This window comes from Cohnella sp. GCM10027633, from assembly GCF_042675445.1.
In the GTDB taxonomy this organism is placed as follows: domain Bacteria; phylum Bacillota; class Bacilli; order Paenibacillales; family Paenibacillaceae; genus Cohnella.
In genome coordinates, this window is sequence record NZ_JBHTGV010000001.1 from 755,588 (window position 1) to 778,797 (window position 23,210).

General features: G+C 59.6%; 24 protein-coding genes. 2 read left to right on the forward strand and 22 right to left on the reverse strand.

Features of this window, described 5'->3' with window-relative positions:
* Positions 1–29 precede the first annotated feature (29 nt).
* On the forward strand, positions 30–125 hold the full coding sequence (gene prli42, locus ACFQZG_RS03375; RefSeq protein ID WP_378149953.1) for a stressosome-associated protein Prli42: 96 nt from the start codon (positions 30–32) through the stop codon (positions 123–125).
* On the opposite strand, the gene lipB is transcribed toward prli42, so the two are convergent.
* The 5 genes from lipB to lpdA form a co-directional block, all read right to left on the reverse strand.
* Complete coding sequence (gene lipB / locus ACFQZG_RS03380) at positions 97–801, reverse strand: lipoyl(octanoyl) transferase LipB (protein ID WP_378149955.1); 705 nt, start codon at positions 799–801, stop codon at positions 97–99. The genes prli42 and lipB overlap by 29 nt on opposite strands.
* 178 nt (positions 802–979) lie before the next feature.
* A complete protein-coding gene (locus ACFQZG_RS03385) occupies positions 980–2,290 on the reverse strand; it encodes a dihydrolipoamide acetyltransferase family protein (RefSeq protein ID WP_378149956.1) in 1,311 nt (436 codons plus the stop codon).
* 38 nt (positions 2,291–2,328) lie between these two features.
* Positions 2,329–3,315 (reverse strand): alpha-ketoacid dehydrogenase subunit beta, encoded by a 987-nt coding sequence (locus tag ACFQZG_RS03390; protein WP_378149958.1) that lies wholly within the window; start codon positions 3,313–3,315, stop codon positions 2,329–2,331.
* A 1-nt stretch (position 3,316) separates the two neighbouring features.
* Positions 3,317–4,345 carry a thiamine pyrophosphate-dependent dehydrogenase E1 component subunit alpha gene (locus tag ACFQZG_RS03395; protein ID WP_378149960.1) on the reverse strand — a complete coding sequence of 343 codons (1,029 nt, stop codon included), beginning with the start codon at positions 4,343–4,345 and terminating at the stop codon, positions 3,317–3,319.
* A 181-nt stretch (positions 4,346–4,526) separates the two neighbouring features.
* Positions 4,527–5,954 carry a dihydrolipoyl dehydrogenase gene (gene lpdA / locus ACFQZG_RS03400; protein ID WP_378149962.1) on the reverse strand — a complete coding sequence of 476 codons (1,428 nt, stop codon included), beginning with the start codon at positions 5,952–5,954 and terminating at the stop codon, positions 4,527–4,529.
* 203 nt (positions 5,955–6,157) lie between these two features.
* On the opposite strand from lpdA, the gene ACFQZG_RS03405 reads away from it, so the two are divergent.
* A complete protein-coding gene (locus ACFQZG_RS03405) occupies positions 6,158–6,472 on the forward strand; it encodes a DUF2627 domain-containing protein (RefSeq protein WP_378149964.1) in 315 nt (104 codons plus the stop codon).
* Between the two features lie 76 nt (positions 6,473–6,548).
* On the opposite strand, the gene ACFQZG_RS03410 is transcribed toward ACFQZG_RS03405, so the two are convergent.
* The 17 genes from ACFQZG_RS03410 to accC all read right to left on the reverse strand — a co-directional run bounded on the left by ACFQZG_RS03410 (position 6,549) and on the right by accC (position 23,203).
* Positions 6,549–7,718 carry a foldase protein PrsA gene (locus ACFQZG_RS03410; RefSeq protein WP_378149965.1) on the reverse strand — a complete coding sequence of 390 codons (1,170 nt, stop codon included), beginning with the start codon at positions 7,716–7,718 and terminating at the stop codon, positions 6,549–6,551.
* Between the two features lie 159 nt (positions 7,719–7,877).
* Positions 7,878–8,693 (reverse strand): sporulation transcription factor Spo0A, encoded by an 816-nt coding sequence (spo0A, locus tag ACFQZG_RS03415; protein ID WP_378149966.1) that lies wholly within the window; start codon positions 8,691–8,693, stop codon positions 7,878–7,880.
* 236 nt (positions 8,694–8,929) lie between these two features.
* On the reverse strand, positions 8,930–10,234 hold the full coding sequence (gene spoIVB, locus ACFQZG_RS03420; RefSeq protein ID WP_378150435.1) for a SpoIVB peptidase: 1,305 nt from the start codon (positions 10,232–10,234) through the stop codon (positions 8,930–8,932).
* A gap of 157 nt (positions 10,235–10,391) precedes the next feature.
* Positions 10,392–12,077, reverse strand: a complete 1,686-nt coding sequence (recN, locus tag ACFQZG_RS03425) for a DNA repair protein RecN (RefSeq protein ID WP_378149968.1) — start codon at positions 12,075–12,077, stop codon at positions 10,392–10,394.
* Between the two features lie 61 nt (positions 12,078–12,138).
* Entirely contained in the window at positions 12,139–12,588 is a 450-nt protein-coding gene (gene ahrC / locus ACFQZG_RS03430) for a transcriptional regulator AhrC/ArgR (RefSeq protein ID WP_378149969.1), read from the reverse strand.
* Positions 12,585–13,052, reverse strand: coding sequence for a hypothetical protein (locus tag ACFQZG_RS03435; protein WP_378149971.1), 468 nt, complete (start codon positions 13,050–13,052; stop codon positions 12,585–12,587). Before ACFQZG_RS03435 ends, ahrC begins: the two co-directional genes overlap by 4 nt.
* 207 nt (positions 13,053–13,259) lie before the next feature.
* A complete protein-coding gene (locus tag ACFQZG_RS03440; RefSeq protein ID WP_378149972.1) occupies positions 13,260–14,132 on the reverse strand; it encodes a TlyA family RNA methyltransferase in 873 nt (290 codons plus the stop codon).
* A complete protein-coding gene (gene dxs, locus ACFQZG_RS03445; RefSeq protein WP_378149974.1) occupies positions 14,132–16,027 on the reverse strand; it encodes a 1-deoxy-D-xylulose-5-phosphate synthase in 1,896 nt (631 codons plus the stop codon). The genes ACFQZG_RS03440 and dxs overlap by 1 nt, the downstream gene beginning before the upstream one ends.
* A 229-nt stretch (positions 16,028–16,256) precedes the next feature.
* On the reverse strand, positions 16,257–17,162 hold the full coding sequence (locus ACFQZG_RS03450) for a polyprenyl synthetase family protein (RefSeq protein WP_378149975.1): 906 nt from the start codon (positions 17,160–17,162) through the stop codon (positions 16,257–16,259).
* Between the two features lie 24 nt (positions 17,163–17,186).
* Entirely contained in the window at positions 17,187–17,465 is a 279-nt protein-coding gene (xseB, locus tag ACFQZG_RS03455) for an exodeoxyribonuclease VII small subunit (RefSeq protein WP_378149976.1), read from the reverse strand.
* Entirely contained in the window at positions 17,462–18,817 is a 1,356-nt protein-coding gene (gene xseA, locus ACFQZG_RS03460) for an exodeoxyribonuclease VII large subunit (protein WP_378149977.1), read from the reverse strand. Before xseA ends, xseB begins: the two co-directional genes overlap by 4 nt.
* Positions 18,818–18,862: 45 nt before the next feature.
* A complete protein-coding gene (gene folD, locus ACFQZG_RS03465; RefSeq protein ID WP_378149978.1) occupies positions 18,863–19,720 on the reverse strand; it encodes a bifunctional methylenetetrahydrofolate dehydrogenase/methenyltetrahydrofolate cyclohydrolase FolD in 858 nt (285 codons plus the stop codon).
* 3 nt (positions 19,721–19,723) lie between these two features.
* Positions 19,724–20,176: a transcription antitermination factor NusB gene (gene nusB, locus ACFQZG_RS03470; RefSeq protein WP_378149979.1), complete on the reverse strand. Its 453-nt coding sequence runs from the start codon at positions 20,174–20,176 to the stop codon at positions 19,724–19,726.
* A gap of 153 nt (positions 20,177–20,329) precedes the next feature.
* Entirely contained in the window at positions 20,330–20,560 is a 231-nt protein-coding gene (locus ACFQZG_RS03475; protein WP_378149980.1) for a DUF2273 domain-containing protein, read from the reverse strand.
* Positions 20,561–20,571: 11 nt separating this feature from the next.
* Positions 20,572–21,135, reverse strand: a complete 564-nt coding sequence (gene amaP, locus ACFQZG_RS03480) for an alkaline shock response membrane anchor protein AmaP (RefSeq protein WP_378149982.1) — start codon at positions 21,133–21,135, stop codon at positions 20,572–20,574.
* 165 nt (positions 21,136–21,300) lie between these two features.
* A complete protein-coding gene (locus tag ACFQZG_RS03485; protein ID WP_378149984.1) occupies positions 21,301–21,708 on the reverse strand; it encodes an Asp23/Gls24 family envelope stress response protein in 408 nt (135 codons plus the stop codon).
* A gap of 112 nt (positions 21,709–21,820) precedes the next feature.
* Complete coding sequence (accC, locus tag ACFQZG_RS03490; protein WP_378149986.1) at positions 21,821–23,203, reverse strand: acetyl-CoA carboxylase biotin carboxylase subunit; 1,383 nt, start codon at positions 23,201–23,203, stop codon at positions 21,821–21,823.
* Positions 23,204–23,210 lie beyond the last annotated feature (7 nt).

Below are 23,210 nucleotides of genomic sequence, written 5' to 3' on the forward strand. Positions count from 1 at the left end.
CAAGCCGATGGTAAGGGAGGCAATGCCCGATGAACACCCGCTGGATCAAAATCGTCGTCTATGTAACGCTCGTCACGATGGTCGTCTCGACGCTCGTCATGAGCGTAGGCTTCTTGCTGCAATAACGTTCCCGTTATCCGAACCGAAGCCGAACGCCTCCATGAAATGGGGCACGATCCGGCGGCCGATCTCTTCGACGTCCAACGTCGAACCGGTCAGCGCCTCGATCGAAGTAACGCCGTATTCGGAGATGCCGCAAGGCACGATTCCCCGGAACCCTTCCTGCTCGACTCCGCGCTTCACGTTCAAGGCGAAGCCGTGACTGGTGACGAATCCCCGCCGGGTACGGGCTTTGTTGAATTTGACGCCGATGGCGGCGATCTTCGAATCCCCGACCCATACGCCGGTATACTCGGGCTTCCTTCCGCCCTCGATTCCGAATTCGGCGAGCAAGCGGATGATCGCTTCCTCCAACGTCCGCAAGTAGCGGTGCAGGTCCAGCCCTACCGCGTCCAAGTACAAGAGCGGATAACCGACGAGCTGCCCCGGTCCGTGATACGTGATATCGCCGCCGCGGTCGATCTCGTATAGGGAGATGCCGCGCTCCGCCAGCTCCTCGGCGCCGTACAGCAGATGCTCCGGATGGCGATCCGAGCCGATCGTGTACGTCGGCGGATGCTCGAGCAGCAGCAGCGCCTCGCCTCGTTCCTCGCGATCGATCTCGCCTACGAGCTTCTTCTGCAAATCCCAAGCCTCGCCGTAGTCCATCATGGACAACCACTCCGCGCGAATGCTTCTCATGCTAGTACCAAGCCTCCTCCCGTGTACGACTGTCCTTATTGTATCGCATTGAATTCGCCGACTGCAATTCGCGTCGGGCCGCGAAGACGGCAAGGGGCCGTCCCTCGCGTCTAGCAGACGTCGCGCGCGGGACAGCCCTCTGGCCGATCGGGCGCGCTCATGCGCGGCCGTATCGGATTTAGTACAACTTCGTATCCATGTTGTAGCTCTCGAGATTCGCCTTGATCCGTTGATGGAACATGCCGCAGATGACGCCGTCGAGAATCCGGTGGTCGAACGACAAGCACAGGTTCACCATGGAACGAACGCCGATCATGTCGCCGATGACGACGGGACGCTTCACGATCGCCTCGAACGTCAGAATGGCCGCCTGCGGGTAATTGATGATCGGATAGGACAATACCGATCCGAACGTGCCGGTGTTATTCAGCGTGAACGTACCACCCTGCATGTCGGCCAGCTTCAGCTTGCCCTCGCGCGTGCGCTTCGCCAAGTCGTTGATCTCGTGCGCGAGACCGACGATGTTCTTCTGATCGGCGTTGCGGATGACCGGCGTCAGCACGGAACCTTCCGTCCCTACCGCGAGCGACACGTTGATGTCGCGCTTCACGACGATTTTGTCGACGGCCCATACGGAGTTCATGATCGGGAATTCCTTGATCGCCGAGACGACCGCGCTCATGAGGAACGGCATGTAAGTCAGGTTGATGCCTTCGTTCTTCATGAAGTCGTCCTTCAGCTTGGAACGAAGCTGCACGAGATTGGTCAGATCGACTTCGACCATCGTCCACGCGTGCGGAATTTCGGTCACGCTCTGGCGCGTGTTCTTGGCGATCGTGTTGCGCATCGGCGTGACGTCGATGTAGTATTCGCGCCCGGGAGCCGTCTGCCCTTCGACGACGATCGTCGGGATGACCGGCGTCTCGGCGGCGCGCGCGGCCGGCTGAGCGGCAGCCGCCGGGACCGCGACGGGAGCCGTAACGACGGGAACGTAATCGAGCACGTCCTTGCGGGTAATGCGACCGCCTTCTCCCGTACCCGGCACAAGATTCAGGTCGATACCGCGCTCGGCCGCCAACTTCTGTACCGCCGGGGAATAGCGTCCGCGCATCGGCGCGCTCGGATCGGACTTGCCCGAAGCCGATACGCCTGACGGCCGCTGGCTTCCCTGCGGAGCCGATACGCCGATCGCGGCGGCAGGCGCCGCTTCGGCCTCGGGCGCAGGCAATTCCGACGCGTCCGCCTCCGTCTCCACGAGACAGATCGCTGCGCCGACTTCGATCGTCTCGCCGGCTCCGGCGAGAATCTTGACGACTTTCCCTTTGACGGTGGACGGAAGCTCGGCGTTTACCTTATCGGTAATAAGCTCGCACAGCGGCTCGTACATGTCCACGTGATCGCCCGGCTGCTTCAGCCAACTCTCGATCGTTGCGGATACGAGCGATTCGCCAAGCTGCGGCATCGTGATTTCGACGATTTGTTTAGCCATTCGTAATCCCCTTCCCGGCAGCCCGGCTGCCGGATGTCTTAGTACCGCGCAAGCTCCAGCATGGCCGCTTTGACCTTGTCCTTGTTCAGCAGGAAATGCTTCTCCGCCGGCGGATTGATCGCCATTGCCGGAAGATCCGGGCCGCATAGCCGGCGGATCGGCGCGTCGAGATCGTAGAGCAGCTCCTCCGCGATGATCGCGGCCACTTCCGCGCCTACGCCGCCTGTTTTATTGTCTTCATGGATAATGAGTACTTTGCCCGTCTTCGCGGCCGCGGCGAGAATCGCTTCGCGGTCGAGCGGTTGAATCGTGCGCAGGTCGAGGATGTGCGCTTCGACGCCTTCGTCCCGGGACAGTTCTTCCGCGGCCTGCATCGCGAAGTGCAGCGGCATGCTGTATCCGATGACCGTAATGTCGGCGCCTTCCCTCATGACGTTCGCTTTGCCGATCGGAACGATGTAGTCCTCGTCCGGCACTTCGTCGGTGATGAGACGGTAGCACTTCTTGTTCTCGAAGAACAAGACCGGATCCGGATCCCGGATGGCGGCCTTCAGCAGCCCTTTCGCGTCGTACGCGGTCGCGGGAGCGACGATCTTGAGGCCCGGCGTGCCGAAGAAGACGGACTCCGGACACTGGGAATGGTACAGGCCGCCGAAGATGCCGCCGCCGATCGGCGCGCGGATGACGACGGGGCAATCCCAGTCGTTGTTGGAGCGGTAGCGGATTTTGGCCGCTTCGCTGATGATCTGGTTCGTCGCCGGGAACATGAAGTCGGAATACTGCATTTCGGCGACGGGCCTCATGCCGACCATGGCCGCGCCGATCGCGACGCCGGCGATGGCCGATTCCGCGAGCGGCGTGTCGATCGCCCGATCTTCGCCGAATTGCTGGTACAATCCTTTGGTCGTGCCGAATACGCCGCCCTTCTTGCCGACGTCCTCGCCGAGGATGAACACGCTGCTATCGCGTTCCATCTCTTCCTTCATCGCCAGCCGGATCGCTTCGATATATTCAATGACCGCCATCTCAGTTGACCTCCCCGGTACTGTCCGCGTAGACGTGCAGCATCGACTGCTCCGGCGTCTGGAATGGCGCGCGCTCCGCGTATTGGGTCGCCTCGTCGATGACAGCGCGGATGTCCGCCTGCAGCTTCGCTTCCTGCTCCTCGGACCATAGGCCCGCATCCGCGAGATACTGCTTGTACGTCAGGATCGGGTCGTTCTTCTTATAAGGCTCGACCTCTTCCTTCGTACGGTATTCCAAGTCGTTGTCGGTCGTGGAATGCCCGGTTACGCGGTACGTCATGATCTCGATCAGCGTCGGACCTTCGCCGGCGATCGCGCGTTCGCGCGCTTCCTTCACGACGCGATACACTTCGAGCGCGTCGAAGCCGTCGACGCGAACGCCGGGGAATCCGTAACCGAGCGCCCGGTCGTAGATCTGGCCTCGCGTCTGCTTGGCCATCGGCGTCGAAATCGCGTATTGGTTGTTCTGGCAGACGAAGATAACGGGCAGCTTATGAACGCCCGCGAAGTTGCAGCCTTCATGGAAATCGCCTTGGTTGCTCGAGCCGTCACCGAAGCATACGATCGATACCGACGGCTCTCCCCGCATCTTCGCCGCCAGCGCGATGCCCGCCGCATGCGGCACTTGAGTCGTTACCGGACTGGAGCCCGTTACCATGCGCAGCCGCTTGCTGCCGAAGTGACCCGGCATCTGGCGTCCGGCGCTGTTCGGATCTTCCGCTTTCGCGAACAGCGACAGCATCAGATCCTTGACAGTCATCCCGACCGACAGCACGAGTCCGTAATCGCGGTAATACGGAAGGAACCAGTCGTTAGCCGTATCCATGGCGAAGCCCATCGCGACTTGCGAGGGTTCTTGGGTAATGCCGGAAATGTGGAAGTTGACTTTGCCGGCGAGCTTGAGCAATTGTCCCCGCTCGTCGAATTTGCGAGCGAGCATCATCGTCTTGTACATGTCGACGGCGCGTTCGTCGGTCAAGCCTAGCGCGGTATGTCTTAGGGTGTGCTGGACGGAACCGGATGGTCTCATGGGCGCGTCCTCCTAGGTTTCGCTTTGTATTATAACCTGGTCTTAATACTTGAACTTAATCCCTATTATACTCTCCCCGAATACAAAAAGAAACGTCCATCTGCGCGCAATTTCTAGAACGCGATCGAAGCGTCTATTCGTGCGCGCAGGGACGATGGGGATGTTGCATCGGCACTACTAATTAAGCATGCCCGGCGCCGTCCAGCGCCAGCATCACTTCCTGCAACGCCTCCGACAGCGTCGGGTGCGGATGAATCGCGCGCCCGATCTCCCAAGGCACCGCGTCCAGCAGACGCGCGAGGGACGCTTCGGCGATCATGTCGGTGGCGTGCGCGCCTACGAGGTGCACGCCGAGCAAGTCCCCGCTCTTACGGTCTGCGACGACTTTGGCGAAGCCTTCGCTCTCGCCGTGGACGAGCGCCTTGCCGAGGATTCGCAGCGGGATCTTGGCGACCTTCGCGTCGAAGCCGTTCGTCTTGGCGTCCGCCTCGGACCATCCGATCGACGCGGCTTCGGGCCGGGAATAGATGCAGCGGGGAATGTCGCGGTCCTCGGTTCTGGTCGTCTTGACGCCGAGCAGATGATCGACCGCGACCGTCGCTTCGTGCATGGCGGCATGCGCCAATTGCACGCCTCCGATGCAATCCCCGATCGCGTAAATGTGGGACTCGCCCGTCTGCAGCGTCTTCTTGTTCACGTTAATGAAGCCCTTGTCCGCCGTAACGCCCGTATTCTCCAATCCGAGCTGATCGACGTTGCCTTCCCTTCCGACCGACACGAGCATGCGCTCCGCCGCGACCGTGATCGCGTTGCCTCCGGCGACGATGTCGGCTTGGACGCCGTCTTCTCGCAACGCGCAAGATTCGACCTGCAGCGCGGCTCCGGTCAGGACGTTCACGCCCCTCTTCTTAAGCGCCTTGGCAAGCTCCGCGCTAACGTCCTTGTCTTCGCCCGGCAAGAGACGGTCCGACGCTTCGACCAGCGTTACCGCCGTGCCGAAGTCGCTCAGCATCGACGCCCACTCGACGCCGATGACGCCGCCGCCGACGATAAGAACCGACGCCGGAAGGTTCGGCCAGTCGAACGCTTCGTCGCTCGTGACGACGACCGAGCCGTCGTAAGGCAGCCCGCTCAACCTGCGCGGCCGCGACCCCGTCGCGATAACGACGTGCTTCGGCACGACGGTATCCGTGTCGCCGTTATCCAGCTCGACGAAGATCGAGCCGCTGCGCGGGGAGAAGATGTTCGGCCCGATAATTCTGCCGCTCCCTTGCAGCACCTCTATGCGATGCTGCTTCATGAGCGCTTGAAGCCCTTTATGTAATTGATCGACGATGCCCGTCTTGCGCGACAGCACCGCGCGCCAGTCGACGCTTGCCGTGCCGCCGGGAACGCTGATGCCGTAGGAAGCGGCAGCCCCGACCGTCGCGTATACTTCCGCGCTTCTCAGCAGCGATTTGCTAGGAATGCAGCCGCGGTGCAAGCACGTTCCGCCAAGCTTGTCCTTCTCGATGATGACGACGCTCCGGCCCGCTTGCGCTGCCTTGACCGCCGCGGTATAGCCTCCCGGCCCGCCGCCGATAATGGCGACATCGACTTCGATTGGCATGTTCGGTTTCCCCTCCGTATCGTTACTCGCCTCCTATTGTACCGCGTTTTGAGCCATCGGACAAAACCCCTTGGCGTCGCGCGGCGACGAGCTTCGCCGGCATGCCGAATCTACCGGGAAAATACGCCAATAAGACGCTTTCATAGACAATGGCTCTCTAAATCGTTATGATGATAGAAGTGGAAGGAGGGCCAGACGACCTCATGAAGTTAATCCTGCAGAGACTTATCGCCATCCTGCTTCTCGTCATTCCCGGTTTAGGAGCAGCCTATGGTTTCCTGCTCATGAAGGACGCGCTCTTCGATTACTTCGCGGATATGGGAGACGTAACGCTCACGCCCGATTTTGCATGGGGATCATTCATCCTCGGAGCGTTCTTGTTCTTGATCGGCATCGCCTTCATCGGCGGATGGGTATTCTATCGCGATCGCAAACGCAATTATTTGTCCCCCCGCTTCCGACCGAAGCGGCCGCCGCGTCCGAGCGCCAAACCGGCAGAAGACAAGCCGTCGGAATAACGGCCATACGCATAACGCGCAAAGGCTCCTGCGCCCATTCGGGCGGCAGGAGCCTTTTTCCGATATATTCGACCGATTATTGCGCCGCCGCGGACGAAGCCGGAGCGGACTCCGCAGGCGCGGATGCCGACGGAGACGCTGCCGGAGACGCGCTTGGCGAAGCCGCCGGTTCCTTCTCCTCGACGAGGTTCTTCGCGTTGTTGTCTTCCTTGAGCTTGTCCAGCCACTCGGATTCGTTCGTGCCGAGCTGCTCGGTCCAGTAAGCGTTCTCCACGTCCGCTTTCTTCTCGTCGTACGGAGGTACTACCGCTTCCTTCACGTCCGTAACCTTAATGATGTGGAAGCCGTATTCGGATGGGACGACTTCGCTGATCTCGCCTTTATTCAGCTTGAACGCCGCTTCCTCGAACTCCGGCACCATCGCGCCCGGTCCGAAGAAATCGCCGAGTTCGCCGCCGTTAACCGCGGAGCCCGTATCGACCGACTTGGCTTTCGCGATCGTCGCGAAGTCTTGGCCCGCCTTCAGATCGGCGAGAATCGCGTCGGCTTCTTCCTGCGTAGCGACCAGAATGTGCGATGCCTTCACTTGCTTCGGCGTCGTCGCGAACGTGTTCTGGTTATCCTCGAAGTACTTCTTGAAGTCGTCCTCGGTCGCCGGATGTTGCTCGGCGTACAGCTTCGTCTTGAGCACCATCGGAATGATCTGCTGCGCCTTGAACGTCGCGAGATCGATGCCGTTCTGGTCGAGCGCCTGCTGGAACGCTTCCGCTCCCCCGAAGTTCGTCTCGTACTTGCCGATTTCCTTGGATATCTCCTCGTCCGTTACCGCGAGACCCGCTTTGTCGGCCAGCTTCGCGATCAGCTTCTTCTCGATGATCGAATCCACCATGCCCGTGAATTGCTCCGCCGGCACTTGGGCTTTGATCTCTTCGTAGAAGTCGTTCTTCGTGACGGCACCGCCGTCGAACGTGCCGAGCTTGTCGCTGGATCCTCCGAACGGATTCGCGATCAGAACGAACGCGAGGGCAGCTACCGCCACGACGGATACGCCGATCCACGGCTTGGCCGACATCGGCGATTGCGGCGCCGATACGACGACTCCGGCTCCGGCTCCGGCTACCGCAGCCTCGGCCGTCGCCGCTACTTCGTTCTCCGCTTGTTCCGCGTTTTCTACGTTCAACGTCTCCGCGACGCCCCGTTCTTCGCTTGCCGGCGTATTCGCCTGGTCTTTGTTCTCTTCGTTCATATCATTCATGACCTCCTTATAATATAAAAACCAACCTCCCTACTATATCAGATTTTCGGAACCGTACATTAAAACGAGCTAAAAAATAACCGCCAGCATCCGAATGGAACGTTCGGATGGCTAGCGGTTCGGTTGTCTCTTACGTCATTACACCTCGGTTCAGCTAACCTTGTGCTCGATGCGCAGCTTGTCGGCGACCATCGCGATGAACTCGGAGTTCGTCGGTTTCGACTTCGCGATATTGATCGTGTAGCCGAACAGATGGCTGATGCTGTCGATGTTCCCGCGCGTCCAAGCGACCTCGATCGCGTGGCGGATCGCGCGTTCGACGCGGCTAGGCGTCGTCTTGAACTTCTCGGCGATCGCCGGATACAGCGTCTTCGTAATCGCGCCGAGAATCTCGATGTTGTTGTACACCATCGTGATCGCCTCGCGCAAGTACTGGTAGCCCTTGATATGGGCCGGAACGCCGATCTCGTGAATGATGCTCGTAATATTCGCGTCGAGGTTCTTCGGCTTGCCGATCGGAACGATGTTCGAACGGATCGAGCCGCTGACCGAAGACGAGGACGAACCGACGGTTATCGGCGATGCGATACCCGCGAGCTGACGAATGCGATTGGCGAGAACATCCATATCGAACGGCTTCAATATGTAGTAAGAAGCACCGAGTTGTACCGCGCGCTGCGTAATGTTCTCTTGGCCGAATGCCGTCAGCATGATGATCTTCGGCATCGGAGATAAATTCATATCCCGCAATTTTTCAAGAACGCCAAGCCCGTCCAAATGCGGCATAATAATATCGAGGATCATGACATCCGGAACCCTGCGGGTTTCCTCCAGCTGACGGATAACCTCTTCTCCGTTGTACGCCACTCCGATGACCGTCATATCATCCTGCTCTTGGATGTACTCTGATAACAAGTTCGTAAATTCTCGGTTGTCGTCTGCAAGGAACACTTCAATCCGCTGCAATGTCTGGTCCTCCCTTTCTCTGTGCGAGATTTTAGTCTGAAAACGTAGTTATCGTTTCCCTGTTTATCCGTTTTCGACATTGCGTTTCGCAAATCCTTCTCGCTTTGAAATTTTTTCTTTATTTTTTTGTTGCAATCGAATATAATTATTAATTTGCGTCAAATAGCGATTGTTTTCGGTGTTTTTCGACAAACGTTCGGGTTTTCATTTGACTTGGATGCGCAAAATCTAAGGCGTTAAACCGCCTTAGATGTTGGTTGCTGTTGCGCTCCGTTCAACATAATTCCCGCATCTTGTAGCATCCACTCGATGAAGCACCCATATCCTGAGGTCGGATCGTTCACGAATACGTGCGTTACGGCGCCGACGAGCTTGCCTTTCTGGATAATCGGACTGCCGCTCATCCCTTGCACGATGCCCCCGGTACGCTCCAATAGCTTCGGATCCGTGATCCGGATGACCATCCCCTTCGTCGCCGGAGACGACTGTCTGGAGACGTGCGCGATTTCGATATTGAATCTCTCCACCTTCTGACCGTTCACGACCGTCAAGATTTGCGCAGGGCCTTCCTCGACTTCTTCAGCAAATGCGACCGGCATCGGCTCCGCGCGGTAGGCATGGTTGGGCATCTCCTTCATTTTGCCGAAAATACCGAACGGCGTATTGCGCTCCACGCTTCCGAGCGTGCGGCCTTCCTTCACGAAATGCGCGCGCTTCTCACCGGGCTCGCCGCTCTGGCTCTTCGAAATCGACGTTACGCTCGATTGGAGGATTTCCCCGCTGCCGACGACGATCGGCGTCTGCGTGTCCATATCGGTGATGACGTGCCCTAACGCCCCGTATACGCCTTGATCGGGCGCGTAGAACGTTAGCGTACCGACGCCGGCGGCCGAGTCGCGGATGTAGAGCCCTAGACGCCAGGCTTTGTCGTCCGTATCGTAGGCGGGCGTCAACGTCGTGCGGAACCGTTCCTTGCCTCTTTGCACGAGCAACCGGAGGGAAGCTCGGTCGCGGCCCGCGGACTCGGCGTACGAAGCGATCTTGGAAATGTCGTTGCAAGGCTCTCCGTTGATCTCCACGATCAGGTCGCCGAGCCTTAACTTCGCGTCCTCGCCCGGCGATAGCTTCTTGTTCGCGGCCGATTGCACCAGATGGTGTCCGACGACCATAATGCCGGCAGACTTCACCTTCACTCCGATCGTCTGTCCGCCGGGAATGACCCGGAGATCCGGAACGACCTGCAGCTTGACCGTCTTGATCGGGATTTTGCCGAACAACCGGAGCGTCAGCTTCGTATGGCCGCTATGCTTAGGCTGAATGGATAAAGGCTGGCTCAGGTCGACGGGGACCGTACCGTCGCTGCTTCCGTTGATGCCGGCGACCCGCGGATCGACGCTAACTTGCGCGTGGACGGGCATCGCGTAATGCAACGATACCGGCTGTCCCTGGAACATTCTCAGCGTGCTCGGGAATGCCGCGAAGTGCTGAACGGGCGCGGAACAGACGACGATACAGAGGATTAGAACGATGACGAGTCCCATCCGGCGTTTTCGGGACGGTTGCTGGTACAAGTTCTCACGCTCCCTTACAGGTTATCCGACGGATTCGATAACCGCCGATGACGTACCTATAAGGTAACCGCGCCCCCCCGCTTTTATGTTCCCGAAAAGCTTCCTACGATAACGTCTTTACGCGCCGTTACGCGTTTTTTCGGCTTTCGGCCAGCGCAAGCATTTCTTGTGCATGGTGACGAGTTTTTTCCGTTACTTCCACGCCGCCGAGCATCCTCGCCAACTCCTCGATCCGCTCGCCGAACGAGAGCTCCGTGACCGAAGTAATCGTCCGCGATTGCTCCGTCACCTGCTTCGCGATTTCGTACTGATGGTCCGCCATGCACGCGACTTGCGGCAAGTGCGTGATCGCGAACACTTGGCAATCGCGCGACAGCAGCGACAGCTTCTCCGCGATCGCTTGCGCGGCGCGGCCGCTTACGCCGGTATCGACTTCGTCGAAGACGAGCACCGGCACTTCGTCGATGCGCGCGAAGATCGCCTTAAGCGCCAGCATGACGCGGGACATCTCGCCGCCGGACGCGATCTTGGCGAGCGACTTCGGCGGTTCGCCCGGATTCGAGGACAGCAGAAATTCCGCCGTATCGATGCCCGCGGCGGTGAGCGGACCGGAGACGAGCTTCACCTCGAATACCGAGCGGTTCATCTGAAGCGCCGCCAGCTCGTCCCCGATCGAAGCGGCGAGCACGCGGGACGCGTCTCGGCGAATGGCCGACAACGCGTCGGCTCTCGCCCGCAGCTCCGCGAGCAACGCTTCCTCTTGTTCGGCGAGCGACTTTAACAGCTCGTCGCTGTTCTCGAGCTGGGCCGCTTCCGATTGGATTTGTTCCATATAGGCTACGATCGTCTCGATCGTCTCTCCGTATTTACGCTTGAGCGAATGGATCAGGTCGAGCCGTTCCTCGATCGCTTCGAGCCGGTCGGCATTGAACTCGATCGTCTCGCGGTAATCGCGCAGCTGGTACGCCGCGTCTTCCACGCCGTAATAAGCGGATTGCAACTGCTCCACGAGCGGCTCCAGCGCGGCGGGATCGACTTTGGCAACGTCGCGCAGGCGGTTCAGCGCGCGAGAAATCGCGCCCATTCCCTTGTTGCCGTACAGCAGCTCGTGGGCTTCCGCGACCGCTTCCGACAGCTTCTCGGCATGCGTTAGTTTGCGCTTCTCGTCCTGCAGGGATTCGTCTTCGCCCGGCTTCAGCTTCGCCTGCTCGATCTCTTCGATCTGATAACGATACAGATCGAGCATCTGCAGCCCTTGTCTGGACTTCGACTCCAGGTCGCGTCTTTCTTTGCCGACGGAGACGTACTGCCGGTACAGCTTCGCGAATTGATCCTTCTGGTCGGCGATCGAGTCCCCCGCGAACATGTCCAGCCATTCCAGATGGCGGTCCGTGCGCAACAGCGATTGCGGTTCGTGCTGGCCGTGAATGTTCACGAGATGCTCGCCGACTTCCCTCAGCATCGCCAGCGTGACGCTATGCCCGTTAATGCGGGCGGACGATTTGCCTTGCGCTTGAATTTCCCTGCGTACGATCAGCGTCTCTTCGCGGTCGGCATCGATGCCGAGCCGGCTTAACGTCTCCCACACCGGATGGCCGGGCGATACGTCGAACAGCGCTTCGACGTCCGCGCGGTCGGTGCCGTGCCGAATCATATCCGCCGATCCCCGGCTGCCCGACGTTAACGCCAGCGCGTCGATGACGATCGACTTGCCTGCGCCCGTCTCCCCCGTCAAGACGTGAAATCCGGCATGAAACCGGACGTTTACATGCGAGATTACTGCCAAATTCCGAATCGTCAATTCCCGAAGCATGTCTCGTTCCCCTCCGTGTTCGGCCGAAGCTTGGTTGTATTCGATATGGACGCGCGCGAAGCTATTCCATCATTTCGTGAATTCGGCGCGTAAGGTCTTGTCCGAGCGCCTTCGATCTGCAGATGACGAGCGTCGTATCGTCGCCGCCTACGGTACCGACGATTTCCGGCCAATCCATGCCGTCGATGAGAGACGCGATCGTACCCGCGGTACCCGGCAAGCACTTCAAGACGACCAGGTTCTCCGCGGCGTCCGCGCTGACGAAATGATCGAGCAACGCCCGTTTCAGCTTGTGCGCGGGATTGAAGCGCTGATCTTGCGGCATCGAGTACTTGTATCGCCCGTCTTCGAGCGGCACTTTGATCAATTGCATTTCCTTGATGTCCCGCGATACGGTCGCTTGCGTTACTTGCATCCCTTCGGCGCCGAGCGCTTCCACGAGATCCTCTTGCGTCTCGATTTCCTGGGTGCCGATCAATTCGCGAATTTTACGCTGACGTTGTCCTTTCATTCGTCGCCATCCTCCACTTTGAATCTTACCGTTCGAACTTGCTTTTCTCCCGGATCGGCGATGACGATGCCTTCGCAATCGGGGAATAGCAGCGCGAATACGAGCAGCCGCTCGCGAAGCCCGCTGGCCGTCCATTCGGTCGGCTGTCTTGCGCGTTCGAGCTTAACGAGGTAATACTTATGTTCCTTCGCAGCCAAGTAATCGAAATAGAGACGCGTCGGCTGCATCGGTCCGTCGTCGACCTTCACGCCGAGCGGAACGCGATGCTTGCCCGACAGAACGTCGAAGCCATGCTCCTGCAGCAGTTCGACCGCCGCGTCGGGCTCTACGCCTCCCGCCTTGGCCAGCTTCCTGAGACGCGACCCCGGCGGCTCGTGCAGCCAGCGGTCCAGCCTCCTGATAATCCACCATACCATCACGCCCGCGGCGATAAGCATGATCAGAACGTCGCCGAGCTTATCCACGCCGGTCGCCCCCCTCTTGTCCGACGTATGCGAGCGGAGAGCGATGATGCATGCCGGATTCTAGACAATGTTCCTAAATTCCATTCGCGATCGGCGGGCTTAAATCCTCTAATGGAACAAGTCAAAAACCCGAAGCGGCGGAGGACGGCCCGGTGGATATCCGGCCGTTCTTCGGCAGCTCCGGGTCGATACCGGGCAAATCGATGTTCAGGAAGCGCCGCGACGGAAGTTCGACGCCGCTTCCTCTACCGTTCTTGCAACCAACGCGGGAAGCTCGCCTTCCAGGAATGCCGCGCGGGAACCGTTACGGTCCCCGACCGCGGCGTCGCCTTCCAGCTGCCAGTAAGCGAGAAATTCGATATTGCCTTCTCCGCCGGTGATCGGCGAGTAGGTTAACCCTAGAAGCCGGAAACCGAGCGCGTCCGCGAACGCGAGCACTTCGCGCAGCACGTTCGCATGAACGGCCGGATCGCGTATGACGCCGGACTTCCCGACTTGCTCGCGGCCCGCCTCGAATTGGGGCTTGATGAGCGCGACCGTACGTCCGCCCGGCTCGAGCAACTGCGCCAATACGGGCAAGATGAGCTTGAGCGAAATGAAACTGACGTCGATGGAGGCGAAAGCCGGCCGATCGGCATCCAGCTGGTCGAGCGTCATATGGCGGAAATTCATCCGCTCCATGACTCGCACCCGTTCATGCTGCCGCAAGGACCAGTCGAGTTGGTTGTACCCGACGTCGATCGCGTACACGAGCTTCGCGCCGTTCTGCAGCGCGCAATCGGTGAACCCGCCGGTCGAAGCGCCGATATCGAGCATGACGGCGTCGTTCAGATCGATGCCGAACGTACGAATCGCCTTCTCGAGCTTCAGTCCTCCGCGGCTGACGTAAGGGTGAGGCGCTCCCTTCACCGTGAACGCCGAATCCCGGGGCACTTTCGTACCGGCTTTGTCGACCTTCTCGGTGCCAATATAGACGAGACCCGCCATAATGGCCGCCTTAGCCTTCTCCCGGCTGTCGAAGTAGCCCAATTCGAGCAACAAGACGTCCAGCCGTTCTTTGGTAGAGGTCGCCTTCTCCATCAAGTCGCACGCTGCCTTTGACGAACGACGAGCGTGCTCAGCTGTCTCGCGACCGCTTCCGCCGTCAATCCGCATTGCTCGCGCTGCTCCTTGATCGAAGCGTGCTCGATGAACAGATCCGGTATGCCCGCCAGATGAACCTGCGCGGTATGGATGTTGTTCAGCGCGTAGAATTCCATGATCGCGCTCCCTAGCCCTCCTTGAATCGAGCCTTCTTCCAGTACGAGCATGGGCAGATGTTCCTTGGCGAGCGACAGCAGCATCCGTTCGTCGAGCGGCTTCACGAACCGCGCGTTCACGACGCGGACGTTCAGGCCTTCCCGGCGGAGCAGTTCCGATGCTTCTTCGGCCACTTGCACCATCGGGCCGATCGCGACGATGGCGGCGTAATCGCCGTCGCGAATCGTCTCCCACGCGCCGATCTCGATCGGCACGGGAGCCGCGTCGACGACCGCGCCGGTGCCTTGGATGCGCGGATAGCGAACGGCGATCGGGCCTTGATCGTAGTCGACGGCCGTCTTCAGCATGTCGCGCAGCTCGCGTTCGTCCTTCGGCATCATGATGACCATATTCGGTATATGTCTGAGGAACGGAATATCGTATACGCCTTGATGCGTCTCTCCGTCGGCGCCGACTAAGCCCGCGCGGTCGATCGCGAAGACGACGTTCAAGTTCATGCGGCAAATATCGTGCACCACTTGATCGTATGCCCTTTGCAGGAACGTGGAGTATACCGCGAATACCGGCTTCATGCCTTCCATCGCGAGCGCGGCGGACATCGTCGCGGCATGCTGCTCGGCGATGCCGACGTCGAACATGCGATCCGGGAACTTCTTCGCGAATTTCAGCAATCCCGATCCGCCCGGCATCGCCGGCGTAATCGCGACGATTCGCTTGTCTTGCTCGGCGAGTTCGATGAGCGTGTTGCCGAACACCTCCGTGTACATCGGAGGTCCTACCGGCTTAATGACTTGACCCGACTCGATCTTATAGGCGCCGGATACGCCGTGCCACGTATGCGAATCCGCTTCGGCGGGCGAATAGCCCTTGCCTTTGACCGTCAATACGTGCACGAGCACGGGACCGTTGACGCTGTCGGCTTGTTTGAACGTCTCCAGCAGCTTCGGAATGTCGTGACCGTCGACGGGTCCGAAATATTTCAGTCCGAATTCCTCGAACAGCATGCCGTCCGGCGCGACCAAATATTTCAGGCTGTCCTTCACCCGGTCCGCCGTCGTCGCCAGCTTGCCGCCGATAGCCGGAATTTTGCGGAGCAACCAGTCGAGTTCGTCCTTGGCTTTGCGGTAAATTTTCTCCGAGCGGACTTTGCCGAGATAGTTGTGAATCGCTCCGACGTTCGGCGCGATCGACATCTCGTTGTCGTTAAGCACGACCATAAGCTTGCGCTTCTCGTGGCCGATATGGTTCAGCGCCTCGAGGGCCATCCCGCCCGTCAGCGCGCCGTCGCCGATAATCGCGATGACATTGTTCGACTGTTCCTTCAGGTCGCGAGCCAATGCCATCCCCATCGCCGCGGACAGGGACGTGCTGCTGTGGCCGGCTTCCCAGACGTCGTGCTCGCTTTCGTTGCGTTTCACGAAGCCGCACAAGCCGTCCTTCTGGCGAAGGGTATCGAACCGGTGTTTGCGTCCGGTCAACATTTTGTGAACGTAAGCTTGGTGGCCCACGTCGAATATCATTTTGTCGATCGGACTGTTATATCTGTAATGCAACGCCAGAGTCAACTCGACGACCCCTAGGTTCGGCGCGAGATGACCGCCCGTCGCGGACAATTTTTGTATGAGAAATTGCCGAACTTCTTCCGACAGGAGAGAAAGTTCGGGCAGCGATAATTTCTTAAGCTGCGATGGACTGTCGATTGTGTCGAGCAGCAAGCCTGTTCCCCGCTTTCCTCGTTTGGGTATTACGCCTATTATACCATAACGCCTATCCAATGCCTAAACCTCTTATGACATACGGAGTAGCAGCGCTTAGGTAACAAAGAAATATTCCGTCGAACGGATTCGCCGACAATCAAAATCCCCTTCGCCGGGAGAAGGCAGCCGACCCGGCTTGCCCGCCCCTGAGCGAAGGGGATATTGACGATGAAAGATGGCCGGCCGCTTAATGATCGCGCGACAACAAATAATCGGAGATCTCCCGCAACCGTCCGGCATTCGCGAGACACGCCTCGTTCAGCGCGTCGTTCGCGTCGGCCGTCAACTTCCGAACGCGATCGCGGCTCGCGTCCAAGCCGATCAAGTACGGATACGTCACCTTCTCTTGCCGCTCGTCGCTCTTCACCGGCTTCCCCAGCTTCTCCGCGTCCCCGGTCAAATCCAGGATGTCGTCTTGGATTTGGAACGCAAGGCCGAGGTTGCGGCCGAACGCGCCTAACCCCGAAAGCTGACGGTCGTCCGCGCCGGCGGCATGACCGCCCGCCCGAAGGCTGAACGCGATCAAGTCGGACGTCTTGTGCAGATGAATGTATTCCAACTGCTCCAGAGACGTTACGCCTTGCTCGCCGAGCATGTCCGACACTTGGCCCCCGACCATGCCGGGCAGGCCGGCGAAGCGGGCAAGCTCGGCGACGACGGCAAGCGCGCGCTCGGCGGGCACGCCCAGTCGAACGGCTTCCGCCGCGACGTGGAACGCATGCGTCAACAAGCCGTCGCCGGCCAGAATGGCCATCGCCTCGCCGTATACTTTATGATTCGTGAGCCGTCCGCGACGATAATCGTCGTTGTCCATCGCGGGCAGATCGTCATGGATGAGCGAATACGTATGTATCATTTCGACGGCTGCGGCGAACGGCATCGCGCGATCCGCCGCGGCTTCGTCTCCCGCGACGGCTTCCGCGGCGGCAAGGACGAGAATCGGACGGAGCCGTTTCCCGCCGGCGAGCAGCGAGTAATCCATCGACTCCTTAAGCTTCGCCGGAACCGACCACTCTTCCGGCACGACCGACGCCAGCGCCCGTTCGACCTTCTCGCGCCGCATCCGTAAATACGATTCCAAATTGTCTGACATCGTTACGCCGATTCCCCTTATCCTCTAGCTGTCTCCCTGGCTCGGCGCGAACGGCTTGCGTTGCGTGCCGCCTTCGCCTTCGACCAGCATCTCGATGCGCCGTTCGACTTGCTCGAGCTTCTGCCCGCACAATCCGGACAGCCGCATCCCTTCCTGGAACAGCTCGATGGCCGTCTCCAGCGGCACGTCTCCGCTCTCCAGCTTCGCCACGATCGACTCGAGCGACTCCATCGCCTGCTCGAAAGTCATCGAAGCCTGCTCTTCCGTCGTTGCGTTGTCCGCCGTCGTCTTCTTCGCCGTCATGCGCGTTCCTCCCCTTCGATTCCCCATACTTGGCAGCTTAGCTTCCCGTCCGCGAGCCGTACGCGAACCAGGTCGCCGGGCTGCACGCCTTCGATCGAACGAACGAGCTTGCGCTCTTGCTCGTCGAAGACGAGGCTGTACCCGCGCGCCATCACTTTCAGCGGGCTTAACGCGTCCAGATGGCGGACGAGCGAACCGAAACGGTTAGCATGCGACTTGGACAACCCTCGCATCGCCATCGTCAAGGTCCGCTGCATTCCGTCCAGCCGTTGCCGGGCCATCGTCGCCTGCTGGACGGGACTGCGGGCGGCTAGCCGTCCGGACAGCCTCGTAAGCTTGTCCGCATTGCGGGCGAATTGGGCGTTCATCCGATAGTCCAGCCGTTCGCGCAGCCGGTCCAGGCGTTCCGCCTGAATGAATAGGCTGCGCTTCGGTTGCAGGAAGTACGGAGAGCGAGACGCCCGGTTCAACCTCTCTTGCGACCGGTCGAGCAGCATCCGAAGCGATTTGCGCATCCGCTGGTGCATATAGGAGAGCCGTTGCTTCAGCTCCGCCGCGTGCGGCACGGCCAACTCGGCGGCCGCGCTCGGCGTCGGCGCCCGCAGATCGGCGGCGAAGTCCGCGATCGTGAAGTCCGTCTCGTGTCCGACCGCGGATATGATCGGAATGCGCGAGCCGCGAACCGCCCGGGCGACCGACTCTTCGTTGAACGCCCACAGTTCCTCCAACGAGCCGCCGCCTCGTCCGACGATCAGTACGTCCGCTTCGCCGAGCGCGTTCATCGCCTCGATCGCTTTGACGATCGAAGGCGCCGCCTGCTTGCCTTGGACGGATACCGGGTAGAGCAGCACGTTCACGGCCGGATTGCGCCGCTCGATCGTAATCAGAATATCCCTTACGGCCGCCCCCGTAGGCGACGTGATGACGCCTACCGTACGGGGGTATACCGGAATCGGGCGCTTGAACCGCTCGGAGAACAACCCTTCGATCTCCAGCTTGCGCTTCAGCTGCTCGAATGCCAAGTACAGGCTTCCGATGCCGTCCGGTTGCATCGCGGTCGCGTAGAACTGGTACTGCCCGTCCCGTTCATAAACGGAGATGCCTCCGCGAGCCAGCACCTTCATTCCGTCCTTCGGAGCGAACGGAAGCCGCTGGTTGTAGGAGGCAAACATAATGCATTTCAGTCTTCCGCCTTCGTCCTTCAGCGTGAAGTACATATGTCCGCTGGAGTGGCGGGTGAAGTTCGATATTTCGCCTTTCAGCCATATATCCTGAAGGCTTGAATCGCCCTCTAGCTTCATCTTGATGAGACGGTTAATGTCTCGAATGGTTAATACCTTCGCTTGGTCCATCGCAACCGTCTCCTTCCCGTCGCGCGCCCGGCCTCCGAGCCTCGCTTAGCCGATGCCGTTCGCGCGCTTGGCGGACTTGAGCGTGTTGGCCATCAACATCGTGATGGTCATCGGGCCGACGCCGCCCGGAACCGGCGTAATCCAACCGGCGGTGTCCAGCACGTCGTCGTAATCCACGTCGCCGCACAGCTTGCCGTCCGGCAGCCGATTCACGCCTACGTCGATGACGACCGCGCCTTCCTTCACCCATTCCTTCTTGACGAGCTTCGGGATGCCGACTGCGGCGACGAGAATGTCCGCCTGCTTCGCGATCTCCGGCAGGTTCGTCGTGCGGGAATGGCAGATCGTCACGGTCGCGTTCTCGCGGAGCAGCAGCATCGATACGGGCTTGCCGACGATGTTGCTGCGTCCGATGACGACCGCGTGCTTGCCGGCGGGAGCGTTGCCCGTGCGCTTCAGCAACTCGATGACGCCGGCCGGCGTGCACGGCAGCAATGATTCGTCTCCGATCATCAGATTGCCGACGCTGACCGGATGGAAGCCGTCGACGTCCTTCTCGACGGCGATCGCGTCGATGATCGCCTTCTCGGCGATATGCTTCGGCAACGGAAGCTGCACGAGAATGCCGTGAACGCGATCGTCGTTGTTATAGCGGTCGATATGATCGAGCAACGCTTCTTGGGACGTCTCCGCCGGCAAGCGGACGACCTCGGAGTAGTAGCCCAGTTGCTCGCACGTTCTGGCTTTGCTGTTCACGTATACTTGGGATGCCGCGTCCTCGCCGACGAGAATGACGACGAGTCCGGGCGTAACGCCCTTGCCTTTCAACCGTTCGACTTCTTGGCGAAGCTCCTCGCGGATTTCGGCCGCTATTTTTTTGCCATCGATTATTTGCGCAGTCATCGTTTACTTCTCCCCCTGTGTCTGCTCATCTTGCTCTCTCAGCATTCGGCCAAGCACGCCGTTCACGAACTTGCCGTTCTCCGCCAAGCCGAAATGCTTCGCGAGCTCGATCGCTTCGTTGATCGCGACTTTCGCGGGCACGTCGTCGCAGAATTGCATCTCGTACGTCGCCAGACGCAGCACTTGACGGTCGACTCGCGATAAGCGATCGACTTGCCACCCGGTCAAATAGACGGCGAGCTGTTGGTCGATCGTCTCGCGTTTCTCGGTGACGCTGGCGACCAGTTCGCGCGTATACGCGTCGATCTTCGCCAACTCGCCGACTTCGGCCCCGATCTCGTTCTCTTGGCGCGCTTCCTCCATGACGACGTTCACCGCTTCGTCGCCGGTAACGCCGTTCATTTCCATAAGGTACAAGCTTTGTACCGCGATCTCTCTAGCCAGTCTGCGTTTCATGAGTCCTCCTGAATCTTGCGTGAATATTGCCGTTAAACCTAGTATGATGCCCTTGGACGCAAAAAAACCTATGAGCGATTCTGTACCCGAAGCTTCGGCGACTCGAAAGCCGAAGCTTCGCCGTCGCCGGTCGGGCATGAACGATCACAGGGATTATCGCGACCGGGGCCAACGATCCGTTACCCACTCCGTCAAGCGCTCCCACGGAAGCAGCGGACCACGTCCATCGTCCTTTTGCTTGCCGATCCAATAACCGACGCCGACGATCAGCGCGCAGAACAACATATCCCAGAAGCCCGCGATTAAATAGATGAAGACCAGGAACAGGCCGAAGGCGATGCCGGAGATCCGACCGCGGTAGGTATCCCACGCGTATTTCCACATGGCGGCCCCTCCTATTCCACGCGGCTTTTGAAGGTCGTCGGTGCTTGCGTCACGTTGGCGATGAAGACGGACACCTCGGCGACGGGAATGCCCGTCGTCTCTTCAATATGCTGCGATACGGAGCGCTGCATCTCTTCGGACAACGAGGGGATGGAGCCGTCTCCGTCGACGAAAGCGCGAATTTGAATTTCCAAGCCGGCTTCGGATACGCGCACCCGCGCCTTTAGATCTTTGACGCCGCGCGTGCGCGAAGCCGCCTTCAGCGCGAGGTTCTCCACGGTCTCGACGGAAATGCGGATGTCTCCGTGCTCCGTGCGTTGATTGATGGAAGGCGCGTGATTGCCGCCGCGGCTCATGGATAAGACGAAGAACCGAATGCTGATGAGCAGCAGCAGGACCGAGACGCCGATCACCGACATTTGTACCGCGTCCGAGCCTCCGGTGAATTCGTCCACCCAATCGTGCAATCCGCCTTCGTTCAATCCGCCGCCGGCCGCGACGATCGCGAATACCGAGATGACGCCGATAGCGATGCTATACAAGAAAAGCAGCAGCCTGTCCAACAATTTAATCAACGGAAGGTCCTCCCTGTTCCCCATTAGCAGATGACGATACTTACAAGCCGAATGATAACGAAAAGGCCTCTAGCGAGAATCCCTGCGGGAATTACTCGTCAGAGGGCCGTCATCCGCAGACCGGAAAGGCGTCGTTGCCGCGCAAGTCATGACGCGGCAACGCGATTATCTGACACGGCCGTGCGCATCGTCTTCGCCGGGCTTATCGCCCGGTTTGAAGTGCACGTCGTGTACGTGTACGTTAACTTCTACGACCGTCAGTCCGGTCATCGTCTCGATCGACCGTTTGACGTTGCGTTGAATTTCCGTCGAGACGTCAGGAATTCGCTTGCCGAATTGCACGATGATCGATACGTCGATCGCCGCTTCGCGTTGGCCGACTTCCACCTTCACGCCCTTGGACAAGTTCTTCCGTCCGAGCAGCTCGGCGATCCCGGAGGATAACCCTCCGCTCATGCCCGCCACGCCCTCGACTTCGATCGTCGCGAGACCCGCGATGACCTCGATGACTTCGGGAGCGATCTCGATCGTTCCCAAGTCGGTGCGTTCGTATTCCGGAGCTATCGTTTCCATGCTTCGTTCCACCTCCATATGAACCGGCAAATGGGTGATGTCCGAGCATTCGCCTTCACTACTCATTAATATAGCATTCCCGGATAATTATGACAAACGCTTGACCCGCGCCCTAAGAGCGTACTTGCTCGCGGGACGGATCCACGTCGCCGTTGACGTCGTGCTCCTCGAGGAACTTAATGTCGAACGTCCCTCTGTTGAATATCGGATGGTTCATCAGCTTCATATGGAACGGAATCGTCGTCTTGACGCCTTCGACCATGAACTCGCTGAGCGCTCTCCGCGTTCTGGCGATCGCTTCGTCGCGCGTCGGCGCCCAGACGATCAGCTTCGCGATCATCGAGTCGTAATGCGGCGAGATCATGTATTGCGAATAAGCGCCGCTGTCTACCCGGACGCCCGGTCCGCCCGGAGGCAAGTAGAAGCCGATCCGGCCCGGGGAAGGCATGAAGTTGCGCTCGGAATCTTCCGCGTTGATGCGGCATTCGATCGCCCAACCGTTGATCTTCACTTGCTCCTGCGTGAAGGAGAGCGGCTCGCCTTCGGCGATCGCGATCATCTCCTTGATCAGATCGATGCCGGTGATCATCTCGGTAACGGGATGCTCGACCTGGATGCGAGTATTCATCTCCATGAAGTAGAACTGTCCGTCCGGACCGAGCAAATACTCGATCGTGCCCGCGCCGGAGTAATTAACGGCTTGGGCGGCGCGAACGGACGCCTGGCCCATGCGATCGCGGAGCGCCGGCGTCATGACCGGACAAGGCGCTTCCTCGACGAGCTTCTGGCGGCGGCGCTGCACGGAGCAGTCGCGTTCGCCCAGATGCACGACGTTGCCGTGCTTGTCGGCGATAATCTGAATCTCGACGTGCTTCATGCCCGTCAAGTACTTCTCCAGATAGACGCCCGCGTTGCCGAACGCCTTCTGCGCTTCCTGCTGCGCGGTCGTTATCTCGCGAACGAGCATCTCCTCGTTCTCCGCGAGGCGAATGCCGCGGCCTCCGCCGCCGGCCGTCGCCTTGATGATGACCGGATAGCCGATCTCGCGCGCGACGCGGATCGCGTCGTCCAAATCCTCGACCAAGCCGTCCGAACCCGGAATGACGGGAACGTCGGCGTCCTTCATCGTCTGCTTGGCGACGGACTTGTCGCCCATGCGGCTGATCGCCTCGGCGGACGGTCCGATGAACGTGACGTTGCACGTTTCGCAAATGTCCGCGAAGTCCGCGTTCTCGGACAGAAACCCGTAACCGGGATGAATCGCGTCGCAATCGGTCAACGTCGCGACGCTCATGATATTCGTCAGGTTGAGATAGCTGTCTTTGGATGCCGTCGGCCCGATGCAATACGCTTCGTCCGCCAGGCGGACGTGCAAAGATTCGCGGTCGGCTTCGGAATACACCGCGACGGCGGTTATCCCGAGCTCGCGGCAGGCGCGAATGATGCGCACCGCGATTTCGCCGCGATTGGCGACCAATATCTTCTGAAATTTCAAGTTGGAA

Coding starts and splice junctions, on each gene's coding strand:
- ACFQZG_RS03385 (WP_378149956.1), bottom strand. CDS start 2,290: ATGGCTAAACAAATCGTCGAAATCACGATGCCGCAGCTTGGCGAATCG.
- ACFQZG_RS03410 (WP_378149965.1), bottom strand. CDS start 7,718: ATGAACGAAGAGAACAAAGACCAGGCGAATACGCCGGCAAGCGAAGAA.
- spoIVB (WP_378150435.1), bottom strand. CDS start 10,234: ATGGGACTCGTCATCGTTCTAATCCTCTGTATCGTCGTCTGTTCCGCG.
- ahrC (WP_378149969.1), bottom strand. CDS start 12,588: ATGAAAGGACAACGTCAGCGTAAAATTCGCGAATTGATCGGCACCCAG.
- ACFQZG_RS03390 (WP_378149958.1), bottom strand. CDS start 3,315: ATGGCGGTCATTGAATATATCGAAGCGATCCGGCTGGCGATGAAGGAA.
- ACFQZG_RS03485 (WP_378149984.1), bottom strand. CDS start 21,708: ATGGAAACGATAGCTCCGGAATACGAACGCACCGACTTGGGAACGATC.
- lpdA (WP_378149962.1), bottom strand. CDS start 5,954: ATGCCAATCGAAGTCGATGTCGCCATTATCGGCGGCGGGCCGGGAGGC.
- ACFQZG_RS03405 (WP_378149964.1), top strand. CDS start 6,158: ATGAAGTTAATCCTGCAGAGACTTATCGCCATCCTGCTTCTCGTCATT.
- xseA (WP_378149977.1), bottom strand. CDS start 18,817: ATGGACCAAGCGAAGGTATTAACCATTCGAGACATTAACCGTCTCATC.
- ACFQZG_RS03450 (WP_378149975.1), bottom strand. CDS start 17,162: ATGTCAGACAATTTGGAATCGTATTTACGGATGCGGCGCGAGAAGGTC.
- ACFQZG_RS03475 (WP_378149980.1), bottom strand. CDS start 20,560: ATGTGGAAATACGCGTGGGATACCTACCGCGGTCGGATCTCCGGCATC.
- ACFQZG_RS03395 (WP_378149960.1), bottom strand. CDS start 4,345: ATGAGACCATCCGGTTCCGTCCAGCACACCCTAAGACATACCGCGCTA.
- xseB (WP_378149976.1), bottom strand. CDS start 17,465: ATGACGGCGAAGAAGACGACGGCGGACAACGCAACGACGGAAGAGCAG.
- folD (WP_378149978.1), bottom strand. CDS start 19,720: ATGACTGCGCAAATAATCGATGGCAAAAAAATAGCGGCCGAAATCCGC.
- lipB (WP_378149955.1), bottom strand. CDS start 801: ATGAGAAGCATTCGCGCGGAGTGGTTGTCCATGATGGACTACGGCGAG.
- nusB (WP_378149979.1), bottom strand. CDS start 20,176: ATGAAACGCAGACTGGCTAGAGAGATCGCGGTACAAAGCTTGTACCTT.
- ACFQZG_RS03440 (WP_378149972.1), bottom strand. CDS start 14,132: ATGGAGAAGGCGACCTCTACCAAAGAACGGCTGGACGTCTTGTTGCTC.
- recN (WP_378149968.1), bottom strand. CDS start 12,077: ATGCTTCGGGAATTGACGATTCGGAATTTGGCAGTAATCTCGCATGTA.
- prli42 (WP_378149953.1), top strand. CDS start 30: ATGAACACCCGCTGGATCAAAATCGTCGTCTATGTAACGCTCGTCACG.